The following is a 24,345-nucleotide window of genomic DNA, read 5'->3' as shown; positions in this document are numbered from 1 at the left end:
TGAACGACCGTGTCGATTATGGATTCGGCGTGGCTGTGTCAGGTCGATGAATTTCTTGAGTATCCCCAATCAGTTCCCTCTCCCTGGGGAGAGGGAGCCGACCGAGTTGTCTTGGGTCACGCATTGACCTGAACGACCGTGTCGATTATGGATTCGGCGTGGCTGTGTCAGGTCGATGAATTTCTTGAGTATCCCCAATCAGTTCCCTCTCCCTGGGGAGAGGGCTAGGGTGAGGGGAGAGGCTTCAGCGCAAATGAGCCTGCTCAACCAGCCAGAGCATCAGTTCCTCAAGTTGCGGCGAGGGTTCGGCTCCAGCAGGCACCACCACGTAATACGCCAACCCCGTCTTCACCTTCAACGCAAACGGCATCACCAGTCGTCCAGCGTTCAGATCATCACCAATCAGCGACCAGTCCCCGATCGCCACCCCCGTGCCGTGCGAGGCCATCGACATCGCCTGATCCAGCGTTTCGAAATGCTGCCCGCTGCCAAGGTTGCCCAATCGCAATCCCGCTGCATCGAGCCACACCGACCAGTCCTGAATGTCGTGGGTCGGGTGCAATAACAGATGCTCCTGCAAATCCTGCGGTGAATTCAGCGCCGGCGAACCTTTGAGCAGTTGCGGTGAGCAGACCGGTGTCAGTTGCTCGTCGAACAGATGCAGTGCGCCTGGCGAATTGTCCGGCGGCGGACCGTAGATCACGGCGGCGTCGAATTGCTCGCGCTGGAAATCCACACCGTGTTGCAGCGAGGCCGTCAGTTTCACCGGCACGTCCGGGCGTTCCTTCTGCCATTGCAGCAGGCGCGGCAGCAGCCAGCGCATCACGCAGCTTGGGGCCTTGAGTTGCAACGTCTGGTGTTTGAGCCCGATCTGCTCGGTCGCTTCACTGATCAGCCCGAAAACCTTCTCCACTTGTGGCAGCCATTCGCGGCCTTCGGCCGTCAGCGCCAGACCTCGGGCCAGACGGATGAACAGCGGATAACCGAGCTGTTCTTCCAATCCGGCGATCTGCCGGCTCACCGCGCCCTGAGTGATGTGCAACTGCTCGGCGGCGCGAGTGAAATTGCAGCATTGCGCGGTGATCCAGAACGTATGCAGAGCGGGCAGGGGTGGCAGGCGTTTCATGGCGATCTGAGGTATGACGTGGGGACATGGCTAGTATGACTTTTAATCGATTGTTGCTGCCAGTTGCGCACCGTTCCAATGGGCACTCCACGGACCCTGTGGGAGCGAGCCTGCTCGCGAAGACGGTTCAAGGTTCGACACGGATGTTGGCTGGACCGCTTATTCGCGAGCAGGCTCGCTCCCACAGGGAGTGTTCAGTGAATGAAAGGGCAATCAACATGGCAAAGTGCGGCGAAGTACTGGTCAGGCTGTTGGAAAATTACGGGGTCGAGCAGGTGTTCGGCATTCCCGGTGTGCATACCGTTGAGCTGTACCGAGGCCTTGCCCGCTCAAGCATCAACCACGTCACGCCTCGTCATGAACAAGGCGCCGGGTTCATGGCTGACGGCTACGCGCGTACCAGCGGCAAACCCGGTGTGTGTTTCATCATCACCGGCCCGGGCATGACCAATATCACCACGGCCATGGGCCAGGCTTACGCCGATTCGATTCCGATGCTGGTGATCTCCAGCGTGCAGTCGCGCAGTCAGTTGGGCGGAGGGCGCGGCAAGTTGCATGAGCTGCCGAACCAGAGCGCACTGGTCGGCGGCGTCGCAGCGTTCTCGCACACGCTGATGTCCGCTGCCGAATTGCCGGTGGTGCTGGCCCGTGCGTTTGCCTTGTTTCAGGCCGGACGACCACGACCGGTGCATATCGAAATTCCGTTGGACGTGCTGGTGGAAGAGGCCGATGAATTGCTCGCCAGCCTGCCGGTGAATATCGATCGCGCCGGCGCCGCACCGGCTGCCGTGAGCCGCATGAGCGAAATGCTGGCCAGCGCGCAACGTCCACTGATTCTCGCCGGCGGCGGTGCTATCGACGCAGCGCCGCAGCTGACCCGACTCGCCGAATTGCTCGACGCTCCAGTGGCGCTGACCATCAACGCCAAAGGCATGCTGCCGACCAGCCATCCGTTGTTGATCGGTTCGACGCAAAGCCTGGTCGCCACCCGCGCACTGGTCGCTGAAGCCGACGTGGTGCTGGCGATCGGCACGGAGCTGGCCGAGACCGATTACGACGTCACTTTCGCCGGCGGCTTCGAGATTCCCGGCAAGCTGCTGCGCATCGACATCGATGCCGATCAGACCGTGCGCAACTACCCGCCGCACGTCGCACTGGTCGCTGATTCGCGCAATGCCGCGCAAGCATTGCTCAGCGCCTTGTCGCACCAACCTCTGGCCGAGCGCCGTAATGATTGGGGCCATGTTCGCGCCGCGCGCCTGCGTAATGAATTGGCGGCGAGCTGGGATGCACCGACGCTGGCGCAGACGCGTTTCCTCGAAACCGTGTTGCACGAATTGCCTGACGCGGTGTTCGTCGGCGATTCCACGCAACCGGTATACACCGGCAACCTCACTTTCAACCCCCAGCGTCCGCGTCGCTGGTTCAACGCATCCACCGGTTACGGCACCCTCGGCTATGCGTTGCCGGCGGCGATCGGTGCGTGGCTCGGTGGACAACTCGATAACGGCGCGCGCCCGCCGGTGGTGTGCCTGATCGGTGACGGCGGCTTGCAATTCACCCTGCCGGAACTGGCCAGCGCCGTTGAAGCACGGGTGCCGGTGATCGTGCTGCTGTGGAATAACCAGGGTTACGAGGAGATCAAAAAGTACATGGTCAACCGCGCCATCGAACCGGTTGGCGTGGACATCTACACCCCGGACTTCGTCGCCGTGGCCAAGGGCCTCGGTTGCGCCGCGCAAGCCATCAGCAGCATCGACGAATTGCGCGCAGCGCTGCGCGAGGCGACGGACCGGCAAGGCCCGACGCTGATTGAAATCGACCAGAACCAGTGGATGCAGGCGGTGGCCCAATGATCAGCTTTCCAACCACACTCGACGGCCTCTACATCAATGGCCAATGGTCGTCAGGCCGCGAACATCTGCGGGTGATCAACCCCGCTACCGAAGCGCTGCTGACCACCGTCAATGGCGGCGACGAACAGGCCGTCGACCAAGCGATCAGCGCGGCGACCGAGGCGTTCAAACACTGGTCGACAACCACCGGCGCCGAACGCGCTGCGATCCTGCGCAACATTGCCAACGGCGTGCGCAACGGTCGCGATCACTTGATGAACCTGCAGTCGAGTAATACCGGTAAACCGCAGTTCGAAGCGGCCATCGATGTCGATGACGTGATCGCCACTTTCGACTATTACGCCGAACTCGCCGAAGGCCTCGACGCCGGGCAGGACAGCAACGTGCCGCTGCCCAGCGATGACTTCAGCGCACGCCTGCGTCGTGAGCCATGCGGTGTGGTCGGGCTGATCGTGCCGTGGAATTTCCCCATGGTCACCACCGCTTGGAAGCTCGCCCCGGCGCTCGCCGCCGGTTGCTGCGTGGTGCTGAAACCTTCTGAAGTGACGCCGTTGCCGGAGCTGGAACTGGCCGCGATCATCGCTGCATCCGGTTTGCCCGACGGCGTGTTCAATCTGGTCTGCGGCACTGGTCTGGCGGTGGGCGCGCCGTTGTCGGCCGATCCACGCATTGCCAAGATTTCCTTTACCGGCAGCAACGCTGTTGGTGTGCAGGTGATGCAACGCGCTGCTGAAACCGTGAAGGGTGTGAGTCTGGAGCTGGGTGGCAAATCGTCGTTGCTGGTGCTGGCGGATGCCGATCTGCAGCTGGCGGTGGAACTGGCTTGTGGTGGGGCGTTCTTCAACGCCGGGCAAATGTGCTCGGCCACCAGTCGGGTGCTGGTTGCCGAGGAATTGATGGACGAATTTCTTCAGCGTCTGCAAAAGCGCGCAGAGGCGATTCGAGTCGCTGATCCGTTTGATGCGGATGTGGAGATGGGCGCGCTGGTCAATCAGGCGCAGTACCAACGGGTGCTTGGGCATATTGATCGCGGCCTGAGTGCGGGCGCGCGTTTGCTTTCTGGCGGCAATCGTCCGGCGCATTTGCCGCGCGGTTATTTCCTGCAACCGACGGTGTTCACCGACGTGTCGCTGGACAGCGCCTTATGGCGTGAAGAGATTTTCGGCCCGGTGGTGTGTGTGCGCGGTTTCGCCAGTGAGAGCGAGGCGATTGCGCTGGCCAACGACACGCAGTTCGGCCTGGTCGCGAGTGTAGTGACGCGCGATGCTGCAACGGCGGATCGCGTGGCCAATGCCTTGCAGGCAGGGCTGGTGTGGATCAATGCTCCGCAGGTGATCTTCCCGCAGACGGCTTGGGGTGGGTACAAGCAGAGCAGTGTCGGCCGCGAACTGGGGCCTTGGGGGTTGGCGGCGTTTTTGGAGATCAAGCACGTCGTGCGCGCGGTGTAGAAGCCTGCCCTCACCCCAGCCGTCTCCCGGGGGGAGAGGGAGCTGACCGAGGTGTCTTGCGTTCTCCGTCGACCTGAAAAACCGAGTCGATTATGGATTTGAAGGTCATCAACCCAACGCCGGGTTGGCCTGGCTTGGCTGATTCCGGATTCAGCACCGATATCGCAAGTCGCTGAACCTCTCCAATATCCCCCAATCGGTTCCCTCTCCCTCTGGGAGAGGGCTAGGGAGAGGGGCTTCTATGGAGTTACACCGACAGCCGCAACCGCGCCAGGTCCCGCAACGGTGGCGCACCAAACAGTCGGCTGTACTCACGGCTGAACTGCGACGGACTTTCATAGCCCACCCGATATCCTGCTGCCGAGGCTTCCAGGCCTTCGGTCAACATCAGCCGCCGTGCTTCTTGCAGGCGTAGCTGCTTCTGGTACTGCAACGGACTCATCGCGGTCATCGCCTTGAAGCGATGATGCAACGTCGACACGCTGAGGTTCACTTCCCGCGCCAGATCATCGATGCGCAGCGGTTGCTCGAAATTGCCGTTGAGCCATTTGATTGCCTGGCTGATGCGATGGCTCTGGCTGTTGGCAATCGCAATCTCATACAAACGATGACCCTGTGGACTACGCAGCAGGCGATAGAGAATCTCCCGGCGAATCAGCGGCGCGAGCATGGCGATGTCTTTCGGCGCGTCGAGCAGCCGCGCTAGACGCAGCACCGCATCCAGCATGGCGCTGTCGATTTTTTCCACGTACAGACCGCGTCCGGTCGGCCGCGTCGGTACGCCCATCGGGCCGGCGTCGGCGATCAGCGCGGTGATTTCGGTCGGATCAATGTCGAGGCGCACGGCGAGGATCGGTTCTTCCGGCGAGACATTGACCACGCGCCCGCTGAGCGGCATCGAAACCGACACCACCAGATAATTCAGCGGGTCGTAGTTGAAGAACTCGTCGGCCAGGCGGACCTCTTTGCGCCCCTGCGCCATGATGCACAGCGCCGGCTGCGCGAGCACCGGGGCAAAGTCATGGGACTGGGTATGGCGCGACATCACCAGTGAGCCGATGGCGGTCTGGTAGCTGCCATCGTCGCTGGTGTTGCGGCGGATGATCGCCGCCAGCTCCGCGCGCTGCTTTTCCATGTCGGCGCTGGGTTCGGCTTGAAAACGATCGAATGACGTCATGCACGGCATCCTCGGCAAGTGAGGGGGAATGCAGCAGAGCATATGTTTGTGCAAGCGGCGGCGGTAGACACATTCTGCCAAATGCTTGCCTGATTCTGCCCGCAGGTGCGCACAGGTCTCCCGCCATACGATTCTGTAGGAGCTGCCGAAGGCTGCGATCCGTTGATCTTCGAGGCAAAAGCACAAGATCGCAGCCTTCGGCAGCTCCTACACAAAACGCGTATGACAGACGTGTTGCGCGGGTTTACAGGTTGTTACAGGTCGTCTGCGCAGTCTCGCAGGATTGTGCAACGCGAAGGCAGGAATCGACTAACGGCGCAGCCGGCCCGGCCCTTAATCTTTGCTTCAGTCGCAGCCCGTCCCCCGGCTGCCACGCGATTTCATGGAGGGTTGATCATGTCCAAGCAGATGCCTGTCAGTCATATGGCCTTCGTTCGTGCCCAGCCCGGGCGCTCGGCGGAACTCGGTGTGCGCCTGAGCGCATTGATCGAAGTCTCGCGCGCGGCGCCCGGCTGCCTGAGTTTTTCCCTGCAACAATCGCAGTGCGACGCCGACCTGTGGCTGGTCAGCGGCTACTGGAGCAGTCAGCAAATGATGACGGCGTATTTCAACAGTCCGTCGATGGAAGTCTTCGCTGAGCTGGTCCAGGACCTGGTGGTCAACAGCCTCGACTTCCACACGTTCAGGGACGTTTCCGCCGCGCAGGCCCTCGGTCAATGCGCGGCGCCGATACACAAACTCGCCGGTTGAGGGTTTAATGTCCGGCTTATTTGATTGAGCCAGGATCCGCGACATGGCACGTAAAGAGTTTGAACGCTTCGAAGCAGTCTCCGCAGTCGTCCCCGTCGAGCTGGGCGGCAACAAGGGTTATTACGCGGCGATCGCGGTCAAGGCCCTGGTCGATGGCGGCGCCCCACGCTTTCACAAATTGCTCAATGAGCAGGTGTTCCCCGGCGCCATTGCTGCCGATGATGCAGCCATCAACGAACTGGACAAGCTCAAGGGCGTCACTGATGACGCCGAGCTGATCTGGTAATTACTTCTGCGCCCCCGGGCGCCACATTTTGAACAGCGCCTCAGGCCCCAGCTGGAAATAATCCGCCGGCCCGCCGCCGCGCAGAATCGGTTGTGCGGCGGCGGTGTCGTAGATGCCATCCTTCAGCAGCCATTTGGCGATGTGCACCGCGACCACCTCGCCGAGGATCAGCCAGCTCGGCACCGTTTCGCCATCGGCGCGTTGCAGCTGGATGATCTGCGTGACCTTGCACTCGAAGGACACCGGGCTTTCGGCGACCCGTGGGACCGAAATCACCTTTGACGCTACGGTCGTCAGCCCCGCCAGTTCAAACTCGTTGACCTCAGGCGCGACCATCGCGCAGCTCTGGTTCATCTGCTCGGCCAACGGGCGGGTGGCGAGGTTCCAGACGAACTCACCGGTCTGCTCGATGTTGTTCAGACTGTCTTTGCGCCCGACACTGGAAAAACCAATGATCGGCGGCACGTAGTTGAAGGCGTTGAAGAAACTGTACGGCGCGAGATTGAGCCGGCCTTCGGCATCCTGCGAGGAAATCCAGCCGATGGGGCGCGGGCCGACGATGGCGTTGAACGGATCGTGAGGCAGGCCGTGGCCGTTGGCGGGTTCGTAGAAGTGGATGTCATCGGGCATGGGGAGCGGATTCCTGAGCTGCATTCGGATGCAGCCATAGTGCAAGGACCCAGCGCATATTTCCAGCCAGACGCGAGACCCCGTAGGGTTCGTGGCAGGACACAGATTTTGTGGCCTGCCAGCGATGCGGTGCGATCAGTCAGTGACGATCCGCGAATGCTTCTGGGTATCTTTCATGGTGATGTACACCAGCAGCGACACGGCAATGCACGCGGTGACGTACCAGTAGTAACCGGTTTCCATGCCGATGCTCTTGAACCACAGCGCGATGTATTCGGCGGTGCCGCCGAAGATCGACACGGTCAGTGCGTACGGCAGGCCAACGCCCAGGGCGCGGATTTCGGTCGGGAACAATTCGGCTTTGACCACCGCGTTGATCGAGGTGTAGCCGCTGACGATGATCAGCGCCGCCATGATCAGGAAGAACGCGCCCCACCAGGTCTGGATGGTGTGCAGGGTCATCAGGATCGGCACGGTGAAGATCGTACCGAGCACGCCGAAGGCGATCAGGATCGGGCGACGACCGATCTTGTCCGACAGGCCACCGATGATCGGTTGCAGGCACATGAACAGGAACAGCGTGGCGGCGGAAATGGTGGTCGAGTCGGAGATGCTCATGCCGACCGTGTTCACCAGGTATTTCTGCATGTAGGTGGTGTAGGTGTAGAACGCCAGGGTGCCGCCCATGGTCAGGCCGACCACGGTCAACAGCTCTTTCGGGTGGCGCATCAAGGTGCGCATCGCGCTTTCCTTGGATTTTTCTTTCTTGGTGAACGACTCAGTTTCTTCCATGCCGCGACGCAGGTACAGCGCCACGACCGCACACAGCGCACCGATGGCGAACGGGATACGCCAGCCCCACGCGTAGAGCTGTTCGGTGGTCAGCATGTTTTGCAGCACGATCAAGACGCCGAGGGCGATGAGCTGCCCGGAGATCAGGGTCACGTACTGGAAGCTGGAGAAGAAGCCGCGACGTTCCTTGGTCGCCATCTCGGACAGATAAGTCGCCGAGGTGCCGTACTCGCCGCCGACCGACAGGCCTTGCAGCAGGCGGGCAAACACCAGCAGGATCGGCGCGCCGATGCCGATGGTTTCATAATTCGGGCTCAGGGCGATCAGCAGCGAGCCGAAGCACATCAGGTACACCGAGGCCATCAGCGCTTTCTTGCGCCCGACCTTGTCGGCGTACATGCCCATCAGCCAGCCACCGATCGGACGCATCAGGAAGCCCACGGCGAAGATCGCAGCGGTGTTCATCAGTTGCGCGGTGGTGGAACCGGCGGGGAAAAAGGTTTTCGCGAAGTACAGGGAGAAGGCGGCATACACATACCAGTCGTACCACTCGACCATGTTGCCGACAGAGCCGCTGAAGATCGATTTGATCCGGCTGGCGGTGGTTCTCGGTTTGGCCGGCACGGCAGCCGACCCAAGGGGCAGGGCGTTGGAGTTATCCATTGAAGGATCCTTCGTTTAATTGTTTTTGTGGAGCGCGTCGGAACGCAGCCTGCCAGGGCTATAGCAGGAGGTGTGCCAAGGGAAGGAGGGCCGGTTTAGAGGGGGTGGCGGGGAGGAGTGAGCGGATTTGTGCCGACTGATTGGGCTGAGTGAGCGGATTTCCGCTTACCGCGTGAAGATCAAAAGCCCCTCACCCTAGCCCTCTCCCAGAGGGAGAGGGGACTGACCGAGGTGTTCTGGTGGGTTACATCGACCTGCAACATCGAGTCGAATACAGATTCGGGAAAGCATGGAGATCGGCTCCCTCCCCCCTCGCCCCCCTGGGGGAGAGGGCTGGGGTGAGGGGGATGGATTTCAGCTACACCACAAATCTCTGCCTCACTCCGCCAGAAACATCTCCCGACTCAACCCATGCCGCTGCATCTTTTCATTGAACGTGCGGCGCGGCAGTTGCAGTTCTTCGAGCACGGCTTTCACATCACCCTTGTGCCGGGTCAACGCCGCGCGCAGACATTGCGCTTCGAAGGCTTCCTGCTGCGCCGCCAGCGATTGCCCCGGATCGATTCCGGCGACCGGTTCATCCAGCCCCAATACCTGACGTTCCGCGACGTTGGCCAGTTCGCGCACATTGCCCGGCCAGTCATGGCTGAGCAGGTGACTGAGCTGCGCACCGGTCAACGGCGGAAAGGTCCGGCCCAGACGCTGAGCGGCATTCTGCGCGAAGGTCTCGAACAGCAACGGAATGTCTTCGCGGCGATCGCGCAGCGGCGGCAGGCGCAGTTCGGCGACGTTGAGGCGATAAGCCAGGTCCTCGCGAAAACGTCCGGCGCGGGCTTCGTCGAGCAGGTCCGGTTTGGTCGCCGCGACGATACGCAAATCAACGCGAATGCTCTGGTTCGACCCCAGCCGCTCAAGCTTTTGCTCCTGCAAGACCCGCAGCAACTTCACCTGCTGGGCCAGCGGCATGCTTTCGATCTCATCGAGAAACAGCGTGCCGCCATCGGCATATTCCAGCTTGCCGATGCGTTTGCCCGAGGCGCCGGTAAACGCGCCGCTCTCATGGCCGAACAGCTCGGCCTCGAACAGTTGCTCCGGGATCGCCGCGCAGTTCAGCGCCACGAAAGGTTTGCCGGCGCGCGGGCCGAAATCATGCAGGCAACGCGCGACCAGTTCCTTGCCGCTGCCGGTTTCGCCACGGATCAGCACGTTGACCGGCAACGTCGCCAGATCCAGCACTTGCCGACGCAATGTCTGCAAGCCGCGGGACACGCCAAGCAGCGTCGCATCGAGCTTTGCGCGGTTGTCGGCCAGTTCGTGCAGGGCGCGGTTTTCCAGGACCAGGCGGCGTTTGTCCAGCGCCCGGCGCAGGCTGCCGAGCAGGGTTTCCGGGCTGAACGGTTTTTCCAGAAAGTCGTAGGCGCCATCGCGCATGGCTTCGACCGCCATCGGCACATCGCCATGGCCGGTGAGCAGAATCACCGGCAGATCGCTGTCGCGCTTTTGCACTTCGGCGAGCAATTGCAAACCGTCCATGCCGGGCATGCGCACGTCGCTGAGGATCACCCCGGCAAAATGTTCCGGGAGCGCGGCGAGGCATTCTTCGGCACGGCTGAACAATTGCACCTGAAACCCCGACAGGCTCAGCCACTGTTCAACGGCGTCGCGAATGCTGCTTTCGTCGTCGACCACCATCACCGAATTGAGCATCAGATATGTGCCTCCAGATCGATTGGCAGGGTCAGGCTGAACACCGCGCCGTGGTCGCCATTCTCGACGCTCAGGCGTCCGCCGGATTCATGCACGATGGCGAAGGATACTGCCAGCCCCAGGCCCAGACCGTCACCCACCGGTTTGGTGGTAAAGAACGGATCGAACACCTGGCCGAGATGTTCCTCGGCAATGCCGCCGCCGTTGTCGCTGACGCTCAGCCGCCACAATTGTTCATCAGCCTCCAGACGGATTTCCAGACGCTTGCAGGCTTTGCCGTGCATCGCATCCAGCGCATTGCGCAGCAGGTTGATCAGCACCTGTTCCAGACGAATCGCATCACCGCGTACCCACGCCGGGCGGGTCAGATGCAGCACCAGACTGACCTGTTCGTCACGCAGTCGCGCATCGAGCAGTTGCAGCGATTGATCGACCACCGTCGCCAGATCCAGACGTTCGCGCAAGCCGCTCGGGCTTTTGCGGGCGAAGGTCTTGAGGTGGCCGGTAAGGGCGGCCATGCGCGTGAGCATGTCGTCCACCGGTTTCAGCGCCTTGTAGGCGTCATCGACGCGGCCATGTTCGAGCAGCAGGCGCAGGGTTGCCAGTTGCATGCGCTGGGCGGTCAGCGGTTGATTGATTTCGTGAGCCAGCGCCGCAGACATCTGCCCCAGCGCGGCGAGTTTGGCCGACTGCACCAGACCTTCCTGCGCGGTGCGCAAGTCACGGGTGCGCTCCTCGACCAAACGCTCAAGCTCTTCACGATTGCGCTGACGGACCTTGGCCAGCCGCCAGCGCTGATTGAGGAACAACAACAGGAACACCAGCGCCAGCCACACGCCAGCGGCGGCCAGCGCGGCGTTGCGCAAATCTTCGAAGGCCACTTGCGGACGACGCAGCAGATGCAGGGTCCAGCCCTCGGTCGTCAGCGGCAGCGATTCCCACAGATAGTCCGCCGTGCCCTGCGGACCTTCGACCCGGCGCAGATCGCTGTTGTCATCGAAGCGCCGCAGCGGCAAATGGGTCAGCGGAACCAGCGATTGCTTGTCGTACTGACGCGTGGTTTTGATCTCGGCCAGATCATCAGCGCTCAATGCTCGCAAGGCGCGATAACGCCAGCCCGGCTGATTGGCGATAAAGATGATCCCGCGTGCATCGCTGACCAGCAGCGTGTCGCTGCCCTGGCTCCATTCGCGCTCCAGTTCGGGAAACTCCAGCTTGACCACCATCGCGCCGAGAAACTCGTCGTTGTCGCCAAGTACGGCGCTGGAAAGGAAATACCCGGGAATGCCGCTGGTCACGCCTACCGCGTAAAAACGCCCGGTGCCTTGGGTGCGGGTCTGGCTGAAATAGGGGCGGAAGCCGTAATTGTGGCCAACGTAACTGCTGGGCAAGCGCCAGTTGCTGGCGGCCACGGCCAGGCCGGTGCGATCGAGCAGTTCAAGGGTCGAGGATTGCGCGGCGCCGTTGATCTTTTCCAGCTTCACATTCAATGCCGCTTGCTGCGCTGCATCGACCGGGCCGGCCAGGGCCGAACGCAATTGCGGATCCAGCGCCAGTACGGCGGGCAGGGCGCGATAGCGGTCGATCAGGGTGTGCAAGGAGTTGGCGTACAACCCCAGTTGCTGATTGGCGCGGGCGGCGTCTTCTTCCAGCGCCTGACGTTCCGCGTGGCGCATCGCGAGCGTCGCGGCAATGACCGTGCCGGCGATGATCAGCAGGGAATACAACGACAGACGCAGGGTACGGGAAGTCGGCAGCATGCTGGATGAAAGGTCGGCAGGACGGGCGGGCACGATAGCATGGGCCGAGGTGGCCGGGCGCGCTGTTCGCGCCGGCCGTGTCTGCTAGACAGCTGTCTCCTGTACCTGACGTCGATGCACAAGATTCAACCTCGGCTTCGGCACCGGTCTTGCCTGAGGTTCCGCAGCGAGCGAGCGCTCCAGTTGCTGCAGGCGTTCAGTCACGCCTTGCGCCTCGCTTGGCGCTTCGATAGTCGCCTGGGCGGTTTGCATGACCTTGTCGATGGCTTCGAACGGGTCTACACCATTCCTGGACAGCTTCATGACCTGACGCTGTTTTTCTGCATCCAGTGCGTCCAGTTGGGCGTAGAACATCTTCTGGATGTGCTCGGAGTAGCTGTTGAGGTTATCCGTGAAAGTCTTGATGCTGTCGATAAGCGCAGCACCTCCATCGAGAAGAGCCCCCGCGCCGTCGACGGCTTTTGCAGCACCGTCGCCCAGCGTTTTCAGCCCGTCCTTGAGCTCTTGGGTGTGCAATGTCTGCGCTGCTTTCAAACCCTTCTTGAAAAAGTGGTAACGCAATACCGGGAACACAATCGCCCCCGCGATTGCCCCTGCGCCGGAACCGATGGCGTTGCCGATTCCGGGTACCACGGTGCCGATGACACTGCCGATGGCGATGCCTTTGCCGATACCGTAAAAGACCGATTTGATGCCGGCCCGGGAGGTGATGAATTTGCCGAACGTCATGCTTTTGCGCACCTCCTCGATGTTCTGGCCTTCAGGAATCAGGCCATCGAACTCGGTGGTCAGGTTGTGCAATTGCTCCGCCGCAGTTTGCGCTTTATCAAAAATACCGACCGCTTTTCTGACCAGGTCAAACACCACTTTGAAGGCACCGGTCTGGTCGACGTGGACGATCGGGTTGTTACCGACAAAACCATACAGATTCAAACCGTCCACATCCCCCGCCGGATCAGCACTGACCCAACGCTGCAACCACGGCGCGTAATAACGGGCGCCGTAGTAGTACAAACCGCTGACATCCATTTCCTTGCCGGAATAACGGATGAAGCGGTATTCGATTTCCGATTCCGGCGCCATCCATGCGGTTTCGCCGAACGGGTAATAGCCTTCTGCGCTGGTGACCACAGCGTCTTCATTGAGCTCCATCACGCAAGAGCCGAGGTGGTCTTCGAGGGTGTAGCGCATCTGGTCGTCTATCGGTGCTGAACGTTGCGCCCAATGCAGGCAGCGCGCGTTACCGAGGCTGATGATGTGCAGCTCTTCGCCGTTGTCCTTGCTGCGAATTTCCAGCCCTGGCAGGTAACGCACCTGGTGGAAGTGGCGGACCTTGTCGGTAAACCATTCATGACATTTGAGGACCCGCTGGCCCGCGCTGTACTGGTAATACTCGGCATCGTTATCGCTGTCCTGACGGATAACCAGATCCACGCGCTCCAGCTCATTACGGCTGTTCCAGTGCAATGACGGACCGTGGTGCAGCTTGCGTTGATTGCCGTGCGGGTCGAACCAGATGTCGAAGTCCGGCGGCTCGTCACCTGTTTGCCAACGCACCCCGCGATTGCTTTTCTGGTCGATGCACATCGTGCGGGTACGACTGTTGCCGTCGCGCTGATGACGCAACTCGGTCAGATTGCCGCCATCGTCGTAGCTATACGTCTGGGTGTAATTGAGGCGGTTTCGCTCGTCGGGCGGTCGCGGCAGGCCGGGAATGTCCGGGGGCAGGGCGTCGTCATGACCGGTCGCGCGGATCAGGCGATACAGGGAGTCGTAGCTGAATTCACGGTGGCCGTCGACCCGTTGATTGGCGAACCAGGTTGGCTCGAAGGCATGGTCTTCGATGCGGATGATATTGCCGACGCGATCGTAGAAATATTGCAGATCCTGCAATCTGGGGTGAGCGGTTTTCTGACTGGTGCGCGTATGCAGGCGTCCATCGGCCGGGTCATACGTCCACTGACTCAGGACACCGTTACCGGCCAGTTGCGAGATGATCTGATTGTTGGCGTTGTACTGCGCATCCAGCAAGACCTGCGTGACTTTCGTCTCGACTTGCAGCTCCATTTGCCTGAGTTGCCCGGCAAGCCCATAGCGCGATGCTCTGCGATGGCCGCCGGCATCGGTTTGCTCCAGCACCGTGCCCAGCGGGCTGAACACCTGATGGCTGGTGAAAGCCTGTGTGTCCTGGAAAGTTCGGGTTTCCTGCATCGGCTGGCCGGCGAGGGAATAGCTGGATATCGCCAGAACACCAGACGCATCGGTTTGCTTGATCAACCGTCCGCGCAGGTTGTGGTTGGTGGTGTCGGCGCCACCGGCGTAGAGGAAAGTTTCGACCTCTTCCTCTTCCTCCTCATCCTTTCTGGTGACCTGGAGTCTGACGACACGCAGCTGGTCGTCAAAGGTCGATCGCCAGGCATGGCCGCGCTCGTCCCAACGTTGCCGAGGCTCACCGGCCAGTCCCGGCAGGACCAAACGCCAGCCGGCATCGACGCTGTCGATTTTCAACACGATGCCGTTGAGCGAGTAGTGAGTAGTGAGGTTGGGTGCAGATAAGCGCGGATCCCGTTTTTCTAGCAGGCGCCCGGCAGGGTTGTGAGTCTGGCAGGTGATCAGGGGCTTGATTTCTCCATGCGTCGTTGCACACAGATAGGCAATATGCCTGACAACCAAAGCCCGAGGATCCTTGACCTGCACGCTTGGCGTATGGATATGCGTTGATCTATTCAAGGGCCAGGTGCTCATGATTTATCCAGGCGCAGAACCACGGCAAAACTGCCTGAAGGTAGGCGAACTTGTTTACGCCGTCTTTTGACCGCTGTATTGGCGATATCTGCCAATCAACTCAATACCGCGCCTTGCTTCAGCCATGCGCACGGAAATTTCTTTCTTGATCCGATCCCGGCTGATTGAGCTGGAGTTCTGGGTTCCGACGCTACCTTTTGCAAGGTCCAGCGCAAAACCGAATGAGCCCACCAGGCCTTGGTCATAAAATTCGTTGACTCCGATTTCACTGAAAGCCGCATTGATGTCGCTTTGGTCCTGTTCAAGCATGTCGATAATCAAACCCAACGCTGTCTCGAGGTCATCAATTTCGATATCCCTTAAACCGGCCAGCGCTGTGGCTGTGTCCTTCCCCGCGTAAGCAATGGCCATCATGTCACTCGCAGCGGGTACCTGCGCAAACTTGCTGAGCGTTTTCTCGGCTACTGTTCCGATCAGCTTATTTGCTCCCTCGGAAGTCCGAGGATCATAAGATCTGGCTATTTTTTTTGCGTATCTCAGAGGGGTTAAAATGCTTGTTGTGGCATTGCTGTGAATGCTCTCGGGGTTCAGTTTTTTGGCATCGGGCAGGACGGGAGTGGAAACAGTTGTAATTTCGCCGAGTTTGTCGATTGCCGCGCCGGAGATTTTTGAGGCGACGATCCCTCCGATAAATGTCCCGACTCCGGGCAATATCAGCGTCCCAAGTGCTTCGCCGCCTTTCCCTGCTGTCGTGGTGGCAACTCCCTTGCCAATGTTGAAGCCGGTGTTTATGGCCATGCGTTTGGAAATGTCCGTAGCGCTGAACAGTCCGTTCAATTGCCGATTGTACGTTTGCAGCTCATTGCCCAGGTTATCCAGGACTTTTGCGTAGGTCGCGATGTCCTGCCTGACGTCAGACGGCAAGTCTTTTTTGTTACCGTCGTTATCGATGAACAGAATCGGGTTGTTACCGACAAAACCATACAGGTTCAACCCATCCACATCCCCCGCCGGATCCGCACTGACCCAGCGCTGCAACCACGGCGCGTAATAACGGGCGCCGTAATAGTACAAACCGCTGACATCCATTTCCTTGCCGGAATAACGGATAAAGCGGTATTCGATTTCCGATTCCGGCGCCATCCACGCGGTTTCGCCGAACGGGTAATAGCCTTCTGCGCTGGTGACCACAGCGTCTTCATTGAGCTCCATCACGCAAGAGCCTAGGTGGTCTTCGAGGGTGTAGCGCATCTGGTCGTCTATCGGCGCTGAACGTTGCGCCCAATGCAGGCAACGCGCGTTACCGAGGCTGATGATGTGCAGCTCTTCGCCGTTGTCCTTGCTGCGAATTTCCAGCCCCGGCAGGTAACGCACCTGCTGGAAGTGGCGGACCTTGTCGGTGAACCATTCATGACATTTGAGGACCCGCTGGCCCGCGCTGTACTGGTAATACTCGGCATCGTTATCGCTGTCCTGACGGATAACCAGATCCACGCGCTCCAGCTCGTCACGGCTGTTCCAGTGCAATGACGGACCGTGGCGCAGCTTGCGTTGATTGCCGTGCGGGTCGAACCAGATGTCGAAGTCCGGCGGCTCGTCACCTGTTTGCCAACGCACCCCGCGATTGCTTTTGTCGTCGATGCGCATCGTGCGGGTGCGACTGTTGCCGTCGCGCTGATGACGCAACTCGGTCAGATTGCCGCCATCGTCGTAGCTATACGTCTGGGTGTAATTGAGGCGGTTTCGCTCGTCGGGCGGTCGCGGCAGGCCGGGAATGTCCGGGGGCAGGGCGTCGTCATGACCGGTCGCACGGATCAGGCGATACAGGGAGTCGTAGCTGAATTCACGGTGGCCGTCGACCCGTTGATTGGCGAACCAGGTGGGCTCGAAGGCGTGGTCTTCGATGCGGATGATATTGCCGACGCGATCGTAGAAATATTGCAGATCCTGCAATGCGGGTTGGCCGGGCTTATGACTGATCCGCGTGCGCAAGCGTCCGTCGGCTGGATCGTAGGTCCATTCGTTGAGCACACCGTTGCCGTCCTGTTGCTCGATGAGCTGGCCATTGGCGTTGTAGTGCGCATCCTCCAGGACTTGCGTGATGTTCGCCTTCACTTGCAAGTGCATTTGCCTGAGTTGCCCGGCAAGCCCATAGCGCGAGGTTCTGCGATGGCCGCCGGCGTCGGTCTGTTCAAGCACGGCGCCAAGCGGACTGAACACCTGATGGCTGGTGAACGCTTGGTGATCATCAAATGTGCGCTTTTCCACCAGTGCCTGTCCGGTGAGGGCATAGCTGGTGATATCCAGCGAGCCTGACGGATCTGTCTGCTGGATCAACCGGCCGCGCAGGTTGGAGTCTGCTCCGGCAGAGCCCGGAGCGTAAGTGAAGGTATCGAGCTGATTTTCGCCGTTTCCCGACACTTCGAGCTGCACCACGCGCAATTGCCCGTCAAAGGTCGATTGCCAGACATGGCCGCGCGCGTCCCATTGCTGCCGAGGCTCCCCGGCCGGCCCCGGCAGCAGCAAACGCCAGCCGCTATCGACACTGTCGGTGAACACCGCATCGCCATTGATGGAATAAACAGTGGTGGTGTTTGCAATGGGCAGGCGCGGATCCTGTTGCGCGACCGGATGTCCGGCCACATCGTGTTCCTGAAACGTCACAACAGCGCTGACCGCGTCCTCTGCCACGGTACGCAAATAAGCGACCTGACGGACTGGCAGGCCACGTCCGTCGCTGACGGTCAGCAAAGGCGTGCGCCAATGTGTGGAGGCGCTCATGCGCCTGACCCACGCGTAGACACCACCTCTTCAGCGGTGTCGTTGAAGTCTTCGCTGGTGTGATACCAGGGATGATACGTCTCGCGGGAAAAGTCGCCCTTGGCGTTGATCAGCTTGATCGGACGTCCCGTTGCGTCATAGAACAGCTGATCGAAGAGCCCGAGTTGGCGCAGCGATTGATCATTGACGTAGCGGTGCGTGTTAGCGAAAAACGGCCGGTATTGGCGCTGCGCGAGACCTTTGTTGTTGTATTCGACGCGTTCGCTGATACGCCAGCGTGTCTGCGTCGGTTGCTCACCTTCTTCGATCAGCAATTGACCATCCTCACCCACCACATAAGCCAGCCCGGGGTCGACCTTCTGCTGGGTTTGCAGTACCCGACCAAAGCCATCGACGCAGGTTTTGACAATCTGGATCTGTGCCTTGACGGTGTCATAGGGATAGCGGTCGGCACTGAGCACCACGGTGTGTACCGGCTCTCGGTACGCCAGTTCAATTGCCTCGAGCAATTGCTGGTCTTCAGGCGTCAGGACGTGATTTTGCGCAAGCCGGCGTCTTGCGCTGGCGCGGATCTGCCCGCCGGGCAACAGATCGTCCTGCTTGATTGACAGGGTTTGAAGCGTGGAGGCGGGTATCAGGCCCATCCAGCTGAACAGGTTTTTGTGCAGGGTGCTGGCTGCGTTTTTTACAGTGTCCTCCGGATACTGGATGGCCTGTTCCGGACTGGGGGCCGGCAAGGTCCAGTCATCGGTCAGCTTGTCGAATCCGGCAGGTTTGCCATTCTCGGTACCGTGAAAGCTGATGACCAGCGGCTGACCGGAAGGCTCATGGATGACTTCTTCAGTGTTGTCGTTGGCGTCGGTGATTCGCTTGGGTTTCAGGGCGTGGTAATCGAATTCCGCGACCTGCACGGCACAACCGTCGGGCAACTCCATGCGCATGACCGTCAGCCAGTGTTGATCGTATTCGGCTTTGGTCACGCCATGGCTTGGCGTTTCGTTGAAATCGAGCACTTTATAAAACGCTTGCAAGTCGCCGTACCGAGCCAGATTGAACCGCGATGACCAAAGGTTTTGTTCCTCGCTCGGCGGCGTTTCGAACAGCATCGGCATGGGCGAGTAACCAATTGCCTTGAGGGCCTCGCGAATGTTCAGATCCGGCACAATGCTGTAAGCGTCCAGCGCGGTCTTGTCCAGCAGGGCAAGCTCCAGAGAATGCGACAGGGCTTCGAATCCGGCGACGCCGTCTTCCAGTTCAATACCCTCTACGTCCACATAGTGCTGTATGGATTGGGAAGTCAGTACCCGTTCGATGGCCCATTCTTGCGAATCCTGCAGCTTTCTCAACGATTCGAAAGATATCTGTGCCGGGTTCAGCTCGCCGGGTAGCGTACCTTTGGCCAATTTCAGCGCGTCGCCCCGTTCCTGATAGGGCAAGCCCAGTCGCCATTGCTGCGGCTCTGGCAGATTGATCAGACGCGCACGGGTCTCACTGATGTAAAAGTATTGCTGCGCCTCGTCGTGAGCGTCGGACCACCATTGATTCAGGTGGTCCTCGGTGAAGGGTGGCGGGCTCTGGGCGGTCAACCTGCGCGCATAGCTCACCGTCAGTGCATGGGTCGCGGCGCCATAAGCGTCCCAGCGCAGGCTGACATCGTGGCGGCACAGCGGGTCATTGATAAAGCCGTCGTACTGATAACTGATTGCTTCAACCTGAAGGGGCAGCAGAACGGCTGCGGCATATGGCCCCTGGGGCCGCACCTCGCGCACCAGATAACGCTTTTCCTCTACCGAGTACAGCTTGGCAGCGCCAGGTACCTGCGAATCTTCCTGGTAGGCAAGGGTCTCCGTTCGGGCGACCGAGCCGACCAGTGCCTGCGCAATCCGGTAGCGACTGTCGGCATCTTCCGGGGTGACAGGCTCATCGATTTCACCTTTGGGGTGATAACGACTGAACAGGGTTTCGCCCAACGGGCAGGCGTCCACGTCCGCGTTGAAATAATCCTCGCGGGAACGATTCATTTCCTGCCCGTTGTGAAACCAGGTGCATGTTTGCACCGGCTCGTTGAAGCCAGGCTCTGAAGGATCGGCTCCAATCTCGCAGTCAAGTTGCTGCAAATAGCCGAACCCGCGAAACTCCCGTTCCCTGCCGTCGTAGAACCCTTCGCGCCAGGTGAATGACTGGGTCAACCGGTTGTCGGTGATCTCGTCGTGTTGCTCCTGTTTCTTCACCACGGGCTGCGGAAACGGCAGATGACATACCGGTGCACGCGCAAGTGCCAGCAGCCGCTCCTTTTCATCCAGCCATTCCTGAGCCGAACTGCGATAAGTCACGCTGCTGGAGTAACCCATGTTGTTGTTGCTGTTGACCAGCAGATAGGGCTTGGCTGCAACAAAATCGTAGCGCCAATGCCGAGGCTGGATATGCGGCACCGTCAGAATCAGGCTGGCGCAACCGAGGCCTTGCAGGTCGGCGAAACTGACCTGGCACAAGCGGTCATAGCGCACCTCTTCGGGCCACGGCACGCTGACGGGAATCTGCTCCAGACCGTTGCCGCCCCGGTTCAGGTAAATGTCGAATCCTTCGGATCGCAGATAGATCAGCGCGGGCGCGCCGGAGCCATCGAGGTCGGCCAGGCGCACTCGTGCGGCGTCGAATTCGTCGTAGGTGAAGGGCAGGGCACTGATCTTGCGACCTTGACCGAATTTGCCATGACCAAGATTCGGCCAACAGCGGACTTCGTCATGGCGGATGCGACACAGCTCGGGCATGTCGCTGCCGAGCAGATTGCCCAGAAGCACCAGTTCGGTTCGCGAGTTGCTGAATACCGGCAGACGGTCGTCTTCGTATGCATGGGGGATTTCCTGTGCGGCGGCGAAGCCTTTTTCGCGCAGGCTGGCATAGAGCCTCACACGATCGTGGCTGATGCTGGCCGCTGACATCAGGCCGTCCCCGCTGAAATCCCCCATGGTCAAAGTCAGATCCTGGTGTTCCCGGGGAAACGTGTCGAACGCGCTGAACAATTCGAATTGTCGCTGCGCATTCAGCGCATGGAACCCGCAGTAACCCAACCGGGCGATGATCAGGTCCAGGCGCCCATCGCCGGTCAGATCCAGCAGTTGCGCCACGGCGCGGTTACGATCTGCCACCGGGATCTTGTCCAGCAGAGCCCATGGGCCGTAACCGATCAGTTCGGTACCAGGCGCCGCGCGCAGCGGCTCGCGGTAGTACCAGGCGTTGTCATAGCGGCAGAGAAAACCCGGCACGCCCTCGCCATACAGATCGACACATTGGTAGAACCCGCCGTCTTCGATGCCCGGTTGAGTCTCGTTTTCCAACAGGCGTGCAGGTGTCTTGTTGATCTCGAAGGGCGAGTATTCGAACTCTAGCGGCGGTGAATGCTCGACATTGCCTTGCGCATCGAAGGCCTGATAGTGCGCCGCGCTGATCTGGCTGTAGGCCCACGGAGCAGAGTTCTGGATAGGTCGATATTCCAGCAGCAGGCGACGTACAAGCTTCGCCTCTGTCGCCAGCCCTTCGGGGAAGTGATGAAACATCAACACTTGCTGGCACAGCCTGCGGGTGCTCAGTTCAAAACCCTGGCCATAGGTGGAAAACGGATCCGGTCGCAGCCGCCAGCGGTTCACTTCTTCGTAGCTCGGGGTCTCCGTCAGCGAACTGCTGCGTTCGCCGTAATCGAACACCAGTTGAAAATGCCAAGGCAAATCCGTCGGCCGGTCGGTGTCCCAGCTATAGAGACGGTCGCTCGCCGTGGCATTGCCATAACACACCCGGCGCAGATAGCGCTGGGCGCGGTAGTCGTGAATCGGATCGTGCTCGTCAGGCTGATCGTCGGGCTTGTACTCGTAGCAGATGTGTTCGCCATGGGCGTTCATGCTTTCACACAGCAGCCAGCTACTGATGCGCGATTCGTCGTCGGGGTCGGCACGGCGTGAGGCGCTGGTTTTGCCGTAGACATGCAACGTGCCGTCGGCACCGTGGACCAGCCAGAAGGGGGTTCCACCGTCAGCCGGATGCCAGCATTCGCGCAGGGAAAAATCGCTTTCGATCCGCGCCCGGTAAGACACGACGTTGTGTTCGGGAATGGGGCGGTCTCTGTAGCTGTGTTCCGTGCGTGACTTCAAGTCTCCGGCATCATCGAGCTCCGGCATCCACACCTCGCCGTCATGCCCGATGATTTCATCGTGCTCGGTATAACGTGGAACACCTTTGTTGGTGCGGCGACTGATCTGGCTCAGGCCCAGGTGGCAACCAAGGCCAAACGGACCGTTACCGCTCTGGCTGTTGATTGCCAAGGGTATTTGCGGGTCGTAGCCACGACCGCTCGATAGCGGGATCAGCAATTCGCATCCAGCCGAGGCGGTCGGCCCGACGGCGCTCCAGCTTTTGCCGATGGTGGCGATCGATGAGCTCTTGGCGATGGAAGGAGCTGTGATGCTGAGGTCTTGATCGGCCATGGTCGAATCCGTTCGCGCTACATAGGGCGTATGGACAGACGCTAACAGGAGTGGGCCAGAGATGGACCTGTCAGATCTGACAGGTGCGCAAGATCATTTTCTGTGCATGGGAAATTCTGTTATCGCGATTGGTTTGAACAAGCAAAAACGGCCGGGGCATCTTTGCGGATGCGCCGGCCGTTTTCATACGCCTGAGGCTTACTGCACTTCTACCGCCAGGCTTTCGCTGATCTTCTGTTGCCAGATCGCCGGGCCAGTGATGTGTACCGACTCACCTTTGCTGTCCACCGCTACGGTGACCGGCATGTCCTTGACCTCGAACTCGTAGATCGCTTCCATGCCCAGCTCGGCAAATGCCAGCACCTTGGACTTCTTGATCGCTTGCGCAACCAGGTACGCAGCGCCGCCGACTGCCATCAGGTACACAGCCTTGTTGTCCTTGATCGCGTCGATCGCGGTCGGGCCGCGCTCGGACTTGCCGATCATGCCCAGCAGGCCGGTCTGCTCGAGGATCTGGCGGGTGAACTTGTCCATCCGCGTTGCGGTGGTAGGACCCGCCGGGCCAACCACTTCGTCACCGACCGGATCAACCGGGCCGACGTAATAGATGAAACGACCTTTCAGATCCACCGGCAGGGTTTCACCCTTGTTCAGCATCTCGACCATGCGCTTGTGCGCGGCGTCGCGACCGGTGAGCATCTTGCCGTTGAGCAGCACGGTTTCGCCCGGCTTCCAGCTCTGCACGTCTTCCGGGGTCAGGGTGTCGAGGTTGACACGACGCGCCGACGGGCCGGCTTCCCAGACGATTTCCGGGTAGGCGTCCAGCGGTGGCGCTTCCAGCGAGGCCGGGCCGGAACCGTCGAGCACGAAGTGTGCGTGACGGGTAGCGGCGCAGTTGGGGATCATGCACACCGGCAAGGATGCGGCGTGGGTCGGGTAGTCCATGATCTTCACGTCGAGCACGGTGGTCAGGCCACCGAGGCCCTGGGCGCCGATACCCAACTGGTTGACCTTCTCGAACAGTTCCAGACGCATTTCTTCGATGCGGTTCTGCGGGCCACGGGCCTTGAGCTCGTGAATGTCGATGGATTCCATCAACACTTCCTTGGCCATCACCGCGGCTTTCTCGGCGGTGCCGCCGATGCCGATGCCGAGCATGCCCGGCGGGCACCAGCCGGCGCCCATGGTCGGCACGGTTTTCAATACCCAGTCGACGATCGAGTCGGACGGGTTGAGCATGGCCATTTTCGACTTGTTCTCGGAACCGCCGCCCTTGGCCGCCACGTCCACTTCCACGGTGTTGCCCGGGACGATGGAGTAGTGAATTACGGCCGGGGTGTTGTCCTTGGTGTTCTTGCGAGCGCCTGCCGGGTCGGCAAGGATCGAGGCACGCAGGACGTTTTCCGGCAGGTTGTAGGCGCGACGCACGCCTTCGTTGATCATGTCGTCCAGGCCCATGGTGGCGCCATCCCAGCGCACGTCCATGCCGACACGGACGAACACGGTGACGATACCGGTGTCCTGGCAGATCGGGCGATGGCCGGTGGCGCACATGCGCGAGTTGATCAGGATCTGCGCCATCGAATCACGGGCCGCTGGCGATTCTTCGCGCAGGTAGGCTTCGTGCATCGCCTGGATGAAATCCACGGGGTGGTAATAGGAAATGAACTGCAGGGCGTCGGCAACGCTCTGAATCAGGTCATCTTGCTTGATCACGGTCATGAGTCGCGCTCCTCTGAAACACGGGAACATTCTATGGGGCAGCTTGAGGCTTTCGGCTCACAGCTGATCCTCTGGCACGCCGGGGCTGCTGGCGCGACGCTAAAAAGGCGCGGCAGTATACCGCGCCTCGGTGGGGCGTACACGCGCCGGCAGTCATTCGTTGGTCGCATGGGTGGGCGAATATCGGACAGCGGGTTTGCACTTCAGGATCGCCCCCCTCACCCCAGCCCTCTCCCCCAGATGGGGCGAGGGGGAAAGGGAGCCGATCTTCATCTTGTTCAAAAACTAAGTCCGGCTCAGGAAAATGAAGCTGTTTTGTGCCGTTTCCAGACTCGAGTTCGGCGCGATGTTTGAAGTCGGTGTAACTCGGATAAACAACCCGGTCAGTCCCCTCTCCCTCTGGGAGAGGGCTAGGGTGAGGGGC

General features: G+C 60.3%; 14 protein-coding genes. 4 read left to right on the top strand and 10 right to left on the bottom strand.

Features of this window, described 5'->3' with window-relative positions:
• Positions 1-244: 244 nt before the first annotated feature.
• Complete coding sequence (locus AC0Z5Z_RS24650; RefSeq protein ID WP_252868188.1) at positions 245-1,126, bottom strand: LysR substrate-binding domain-containing protein; 882 nt, start codon at positions 1,124-1,126, stop codon at positions 245-247.
• 218 nt (positions 1,127-1,344) lie between these two features.
• Between AC0Z5Z_RS24650 and AC0Z5Z_RS24645 the strand changes: the two genes are divergently transcribed.
• Together AC0Z5Z_RS24645 and AC0Z5Z_RS24640 are read left to right on the top strand one after the other, a co-directional pair.
• Positions 1,345-2,982, top strand: a complete 1,638-nt coding sequence (locus tag AC0Z5Z_RS24645) for a 5-guanidino-2-oxopentanoate decarboxylase (protein ID WP_485611773.1) — start codon at positions 1,345-1,347, stop codon at positions 2,980-2,982.
• The gene (locus AC0Z5Z_RS24640) at positions 2,979-4,430 is read left to right on the top strand and encodes an aldehyde dehydrogenase family protein (protein ID WP_485611772.1); all 1,452 of its coding nucleotides are present in this window, start codon (positions 2,979-2,981) and stop codon (positions 4,428-4,430) included. Before AC0Z5Z_RS24645 ends, AC0Z5Z_RS24640 begins: the two co-directional genes overlap by 4 nt.
• Positions 4,431-4,677: 247 nt before the next feature.
• On the opposite strand, the gene AC0Z5Z_RS24635 is transcribed toward AC0Z5Z_RS24640, so the two are convergent.
• Positions 4,678-5,607: an AraC family transcriptional regulator gene (locus tag AC0Z5Z_RS24635; protein WP_016773445.1), complete on the bottom strand. Its 930-nt coding sequence runs from the start codon at positions 5,605-5,607 to the stop codon at positions 4,678-4,680.
• Positions 5,608-6,003: 396 nt separating this feature from the next.
• On the opposite strand from AC0Z5Z_RS24635, the gene AC0Z5Z_RS24630 reads away from it, so the two are divergent.
• On the top strand, positions 6,004-6,357 hold the full coding sequence (locus AC0Z5Z_RS24630; RefSeq protein WP_041479832.1) for a putative quinol monooxygenase: 354 nt from the start codon (positions 6,004-6,006) through the stop codon (positions 6,355-6,357).
• A gap of 43 nt (positions 6,358-6,400) precedes the next feature.
• Positions 6,401-6,643, top strand: a complete 243-nt coding sequence (locus AC0Z5Z_RS24625) for a hypothetical protein (protein WP_041479831.1) — start codon at positions 6,401-6,403, stop codon at positions 6,641-6,643.
• Here AC0Z5Z_RS24625 and AC0Z5Z_RS24620 read toward each other — a convergent pair whose 3' ends face one another.
• The 8 genes from AC0Z5Z_RS24620 to AC0Z5Z_RS24585 all read right to left on the bottom strand — a co-directional run bounded on the left by AC0Z5Z_RS24620 (position 6,644) and on the right by AC0Z5Z_RS24585 (position 23,921).
• The gene (locus tag AC0Z5Z_RS24620) at positions 6,644-7,273 is read right to left on the bottom strand and encodes a flavin reductase family protein (RefSeq protein ID WP_071173402.1); all 630 of its coding nucleotides are present in this window, start codon (positions 7,271-7,273) and stop codon (positions 6,644-6,646) included.
• 135 nt (positions 7,274-7,408) lie between these two features.
• On the bottom strand, positions 7,409-8,728 hold the full coding sequence (locus tag AC0Z5Z_RS24615; RefSeq protein WP_024014128.1) for an MFS transporter: 1,320 nt from the start codon (positions 8,726-8,728) through the stop codon (positions 7,409-7,411).
• Positions 8,729-9,106: 378 nt separating this feature from the next.
• A complete protein-coding gene (locus tag AC0Z5Z_RS24610; RefSeq protein WP_016773449.1) occupies positions 9,107-10,435 on the bottom strand; it encodes a sigma-54-dependent transcriptional regulator in 1,329 nt (442 codons plus the stop codon).
• Positions 10,435-12,195, bottom strand: coding sequence for an ATP-binding protein (locus AC0Z5Z_RS24605; protein WP_485611771.1), 1,761 nt, complete (start codon positions 12,193-12,195; stop codon positions 10,435-10,437). Before AC0Z5Z_RS24605 ends, AC0Z5Z_RS24610 begins: the two co-directional genes overlap by 1 nt.
• Positions 12,196-12,279: 84 nt before the next feature.
• Positions 12,280-14,940: an RHS repeat domain-containing protein gene (locus AC0Z5Z_RS24600; RefSeq protein WP_485611770.1), complete on the bottom strand. Its 2,661-nt coding sequence runs from the start codon at positions 14,938-14,940 to the stop codon at positions 12,280-12,282.
• Positions 14,941-14,994: 54 nt separating this feature from the next.
• Positions 14,995-17,721 (bottom strand): RHS repeat domain-containing protein, encoded by a 2,727-nt coding sequence (locus AC0Z5Z_RS24595; protein WP_485611769.1) that lies wholly within the window; start codon positions 17,719-17,721, stop codon positions 14,995-14,997.
• The gene (locus AC0Z5Z_RS24590; RefSeq protein WP_485611768.1) at positions 17,718-22,199 is read right to left on the bottom strand and encodes a SpvB/TcaC N-terminal domain-containing protein; all 4,482 of its coding nucleotides are present in this window, start codon (positions 22,197-22,199) and stop codon (positions 17,718-17,720) included. Before AC0Z5Z_RS24590 ends, AC0Z5Z_RS24595 begins: the two co-directional genes overlap by 4 nt.
• A 198-nt stretch (positions 22,200-22,397) precedes the next feature.
• Positions 22,398-23,921 (bottom strand): fumarate hydratase, encoded by a 1,524-nt coding sequence (locus tag AC0Z5Z_RS24585; protein WP_016773454.1) that lies wholly within the window; start codon positions 23,919-23,921, stop codon positions 22,398-22,400.
• Between the last annotated feature and the right edge of the window lie 424 nt (positions 23,922-24,345).

This window comes from Pseudomonas sp. 1L-E-NC-VB-C3 (assembly GCF_057291535.1).
Note: the sequence above shows the minus strand (reverse complement) of the source record. Positions and strands in the feature narration are given on the sequence as shown.

Bases quoted from the DNA above. Each gene is read 5' to 3' on its own strand.
- AC0Z5Z_RS24595 (WP_485611769.1), bottom strand. From the start codon at position 17,721: ATGAGCGCCTCCACACATTGGCGCACGCCTTTGCTGACCGTCAGCGAC.
- AC0Z5Z_RS24635 (WP_016773445.1), bottom strand. From the start codon at position 5,607: ATGACGTCATTCGATCGTTTTCAAGCCGAACCCAGCGCCGACATGGAA.
- AC0Z5Z_RS24650 (WP_252868188.1), bottom strand. From the start codon at position 1,126: ATGAAACGCCTGCCACCCCTGCCCGCTCTGCATACGTTCTGGATCACC.
- AC0Z5Z_RS24585 (WP_016773454.1), bottom strand. From the start codon at position 23,921: ATGACCGTGATCAAGCAAGATGACCTGATTCAGAGCGTTGCCGACGCC.
- AC0Z5Z_RS24615 (WP_024014128.1), bottom strand. From the start codon at position 8,728: ATGGATAACTCCAACGCCCTGCCCCTTGGGTCGGCTGCCGTGCCGGCC.
- AC0Z5Z_RS24625 (WP_041479831.1), top strand. From the start codon at position 6,401: ATGGCACGTAAAGAGTTTGAACGCTTCGAAGCAGTCTCCGCAGTCGTC.
- AC0Z5Z_RS24620 (WP_071173402.1), bottom strand. From the start codon at position 7,273: ATGCCCGATGACATCCACTTCTACGAACCCGCCAACGGCCACGGCCTG.
- AC0Z5Z_RS24610 (WP_016773449.1), bottom strand. From the start codon at position 10,435: ATGCTCAATTCGGTGATGGTGGTCGACGACGAAAGCAGCATTCGCGAC.
- AC0Z5Z_RS24605 (WP_485611771.1), bottom strand. From the start codon at position 12,195: ATGCTGCCGACTTCCCGTACCCTGCGTCTGTCGTTGTATTCCCTGCTG.
- AC0Z5Z_RS24590 (WP_485611768.1), bottom strand. From the start codon at position 22,199: ATGGCCGATCAAGACCTCAGCATCACAGCTCCTTCCATCGCCAAGAGC.
- AC0Z5Z_RS24630 (WP_041479832.1), top strand. From the start codon at position 6,004: ATGTCCAAGCAGATGCCTGTCAGTCATATGGCCTTCGTTCGTGCCCAG.
- AC0Z5Z_RS24640 (WP_485611772.1), top strand. From the start codon at position 2,979: ATGATCAGCTTTCCAACCACACTCGACGGCCTCTACATCAATGGCCAA.
- AC0Z5Z_RS24645 (WP_485611773.1), top strand. From the start codon at position 1,345: ATGGCAAAGTGCGGCGAAGTACTGGTCAGGCTGTTGGAAAATTACGGG.
- AC0Z5Z_RS24600 (WP_485611770.1), bottom strand. From the start codon at position 14,940: ATGAGCACCTGGCCCTTGAATAGATCAACGCATATCCATACGCCAAGC.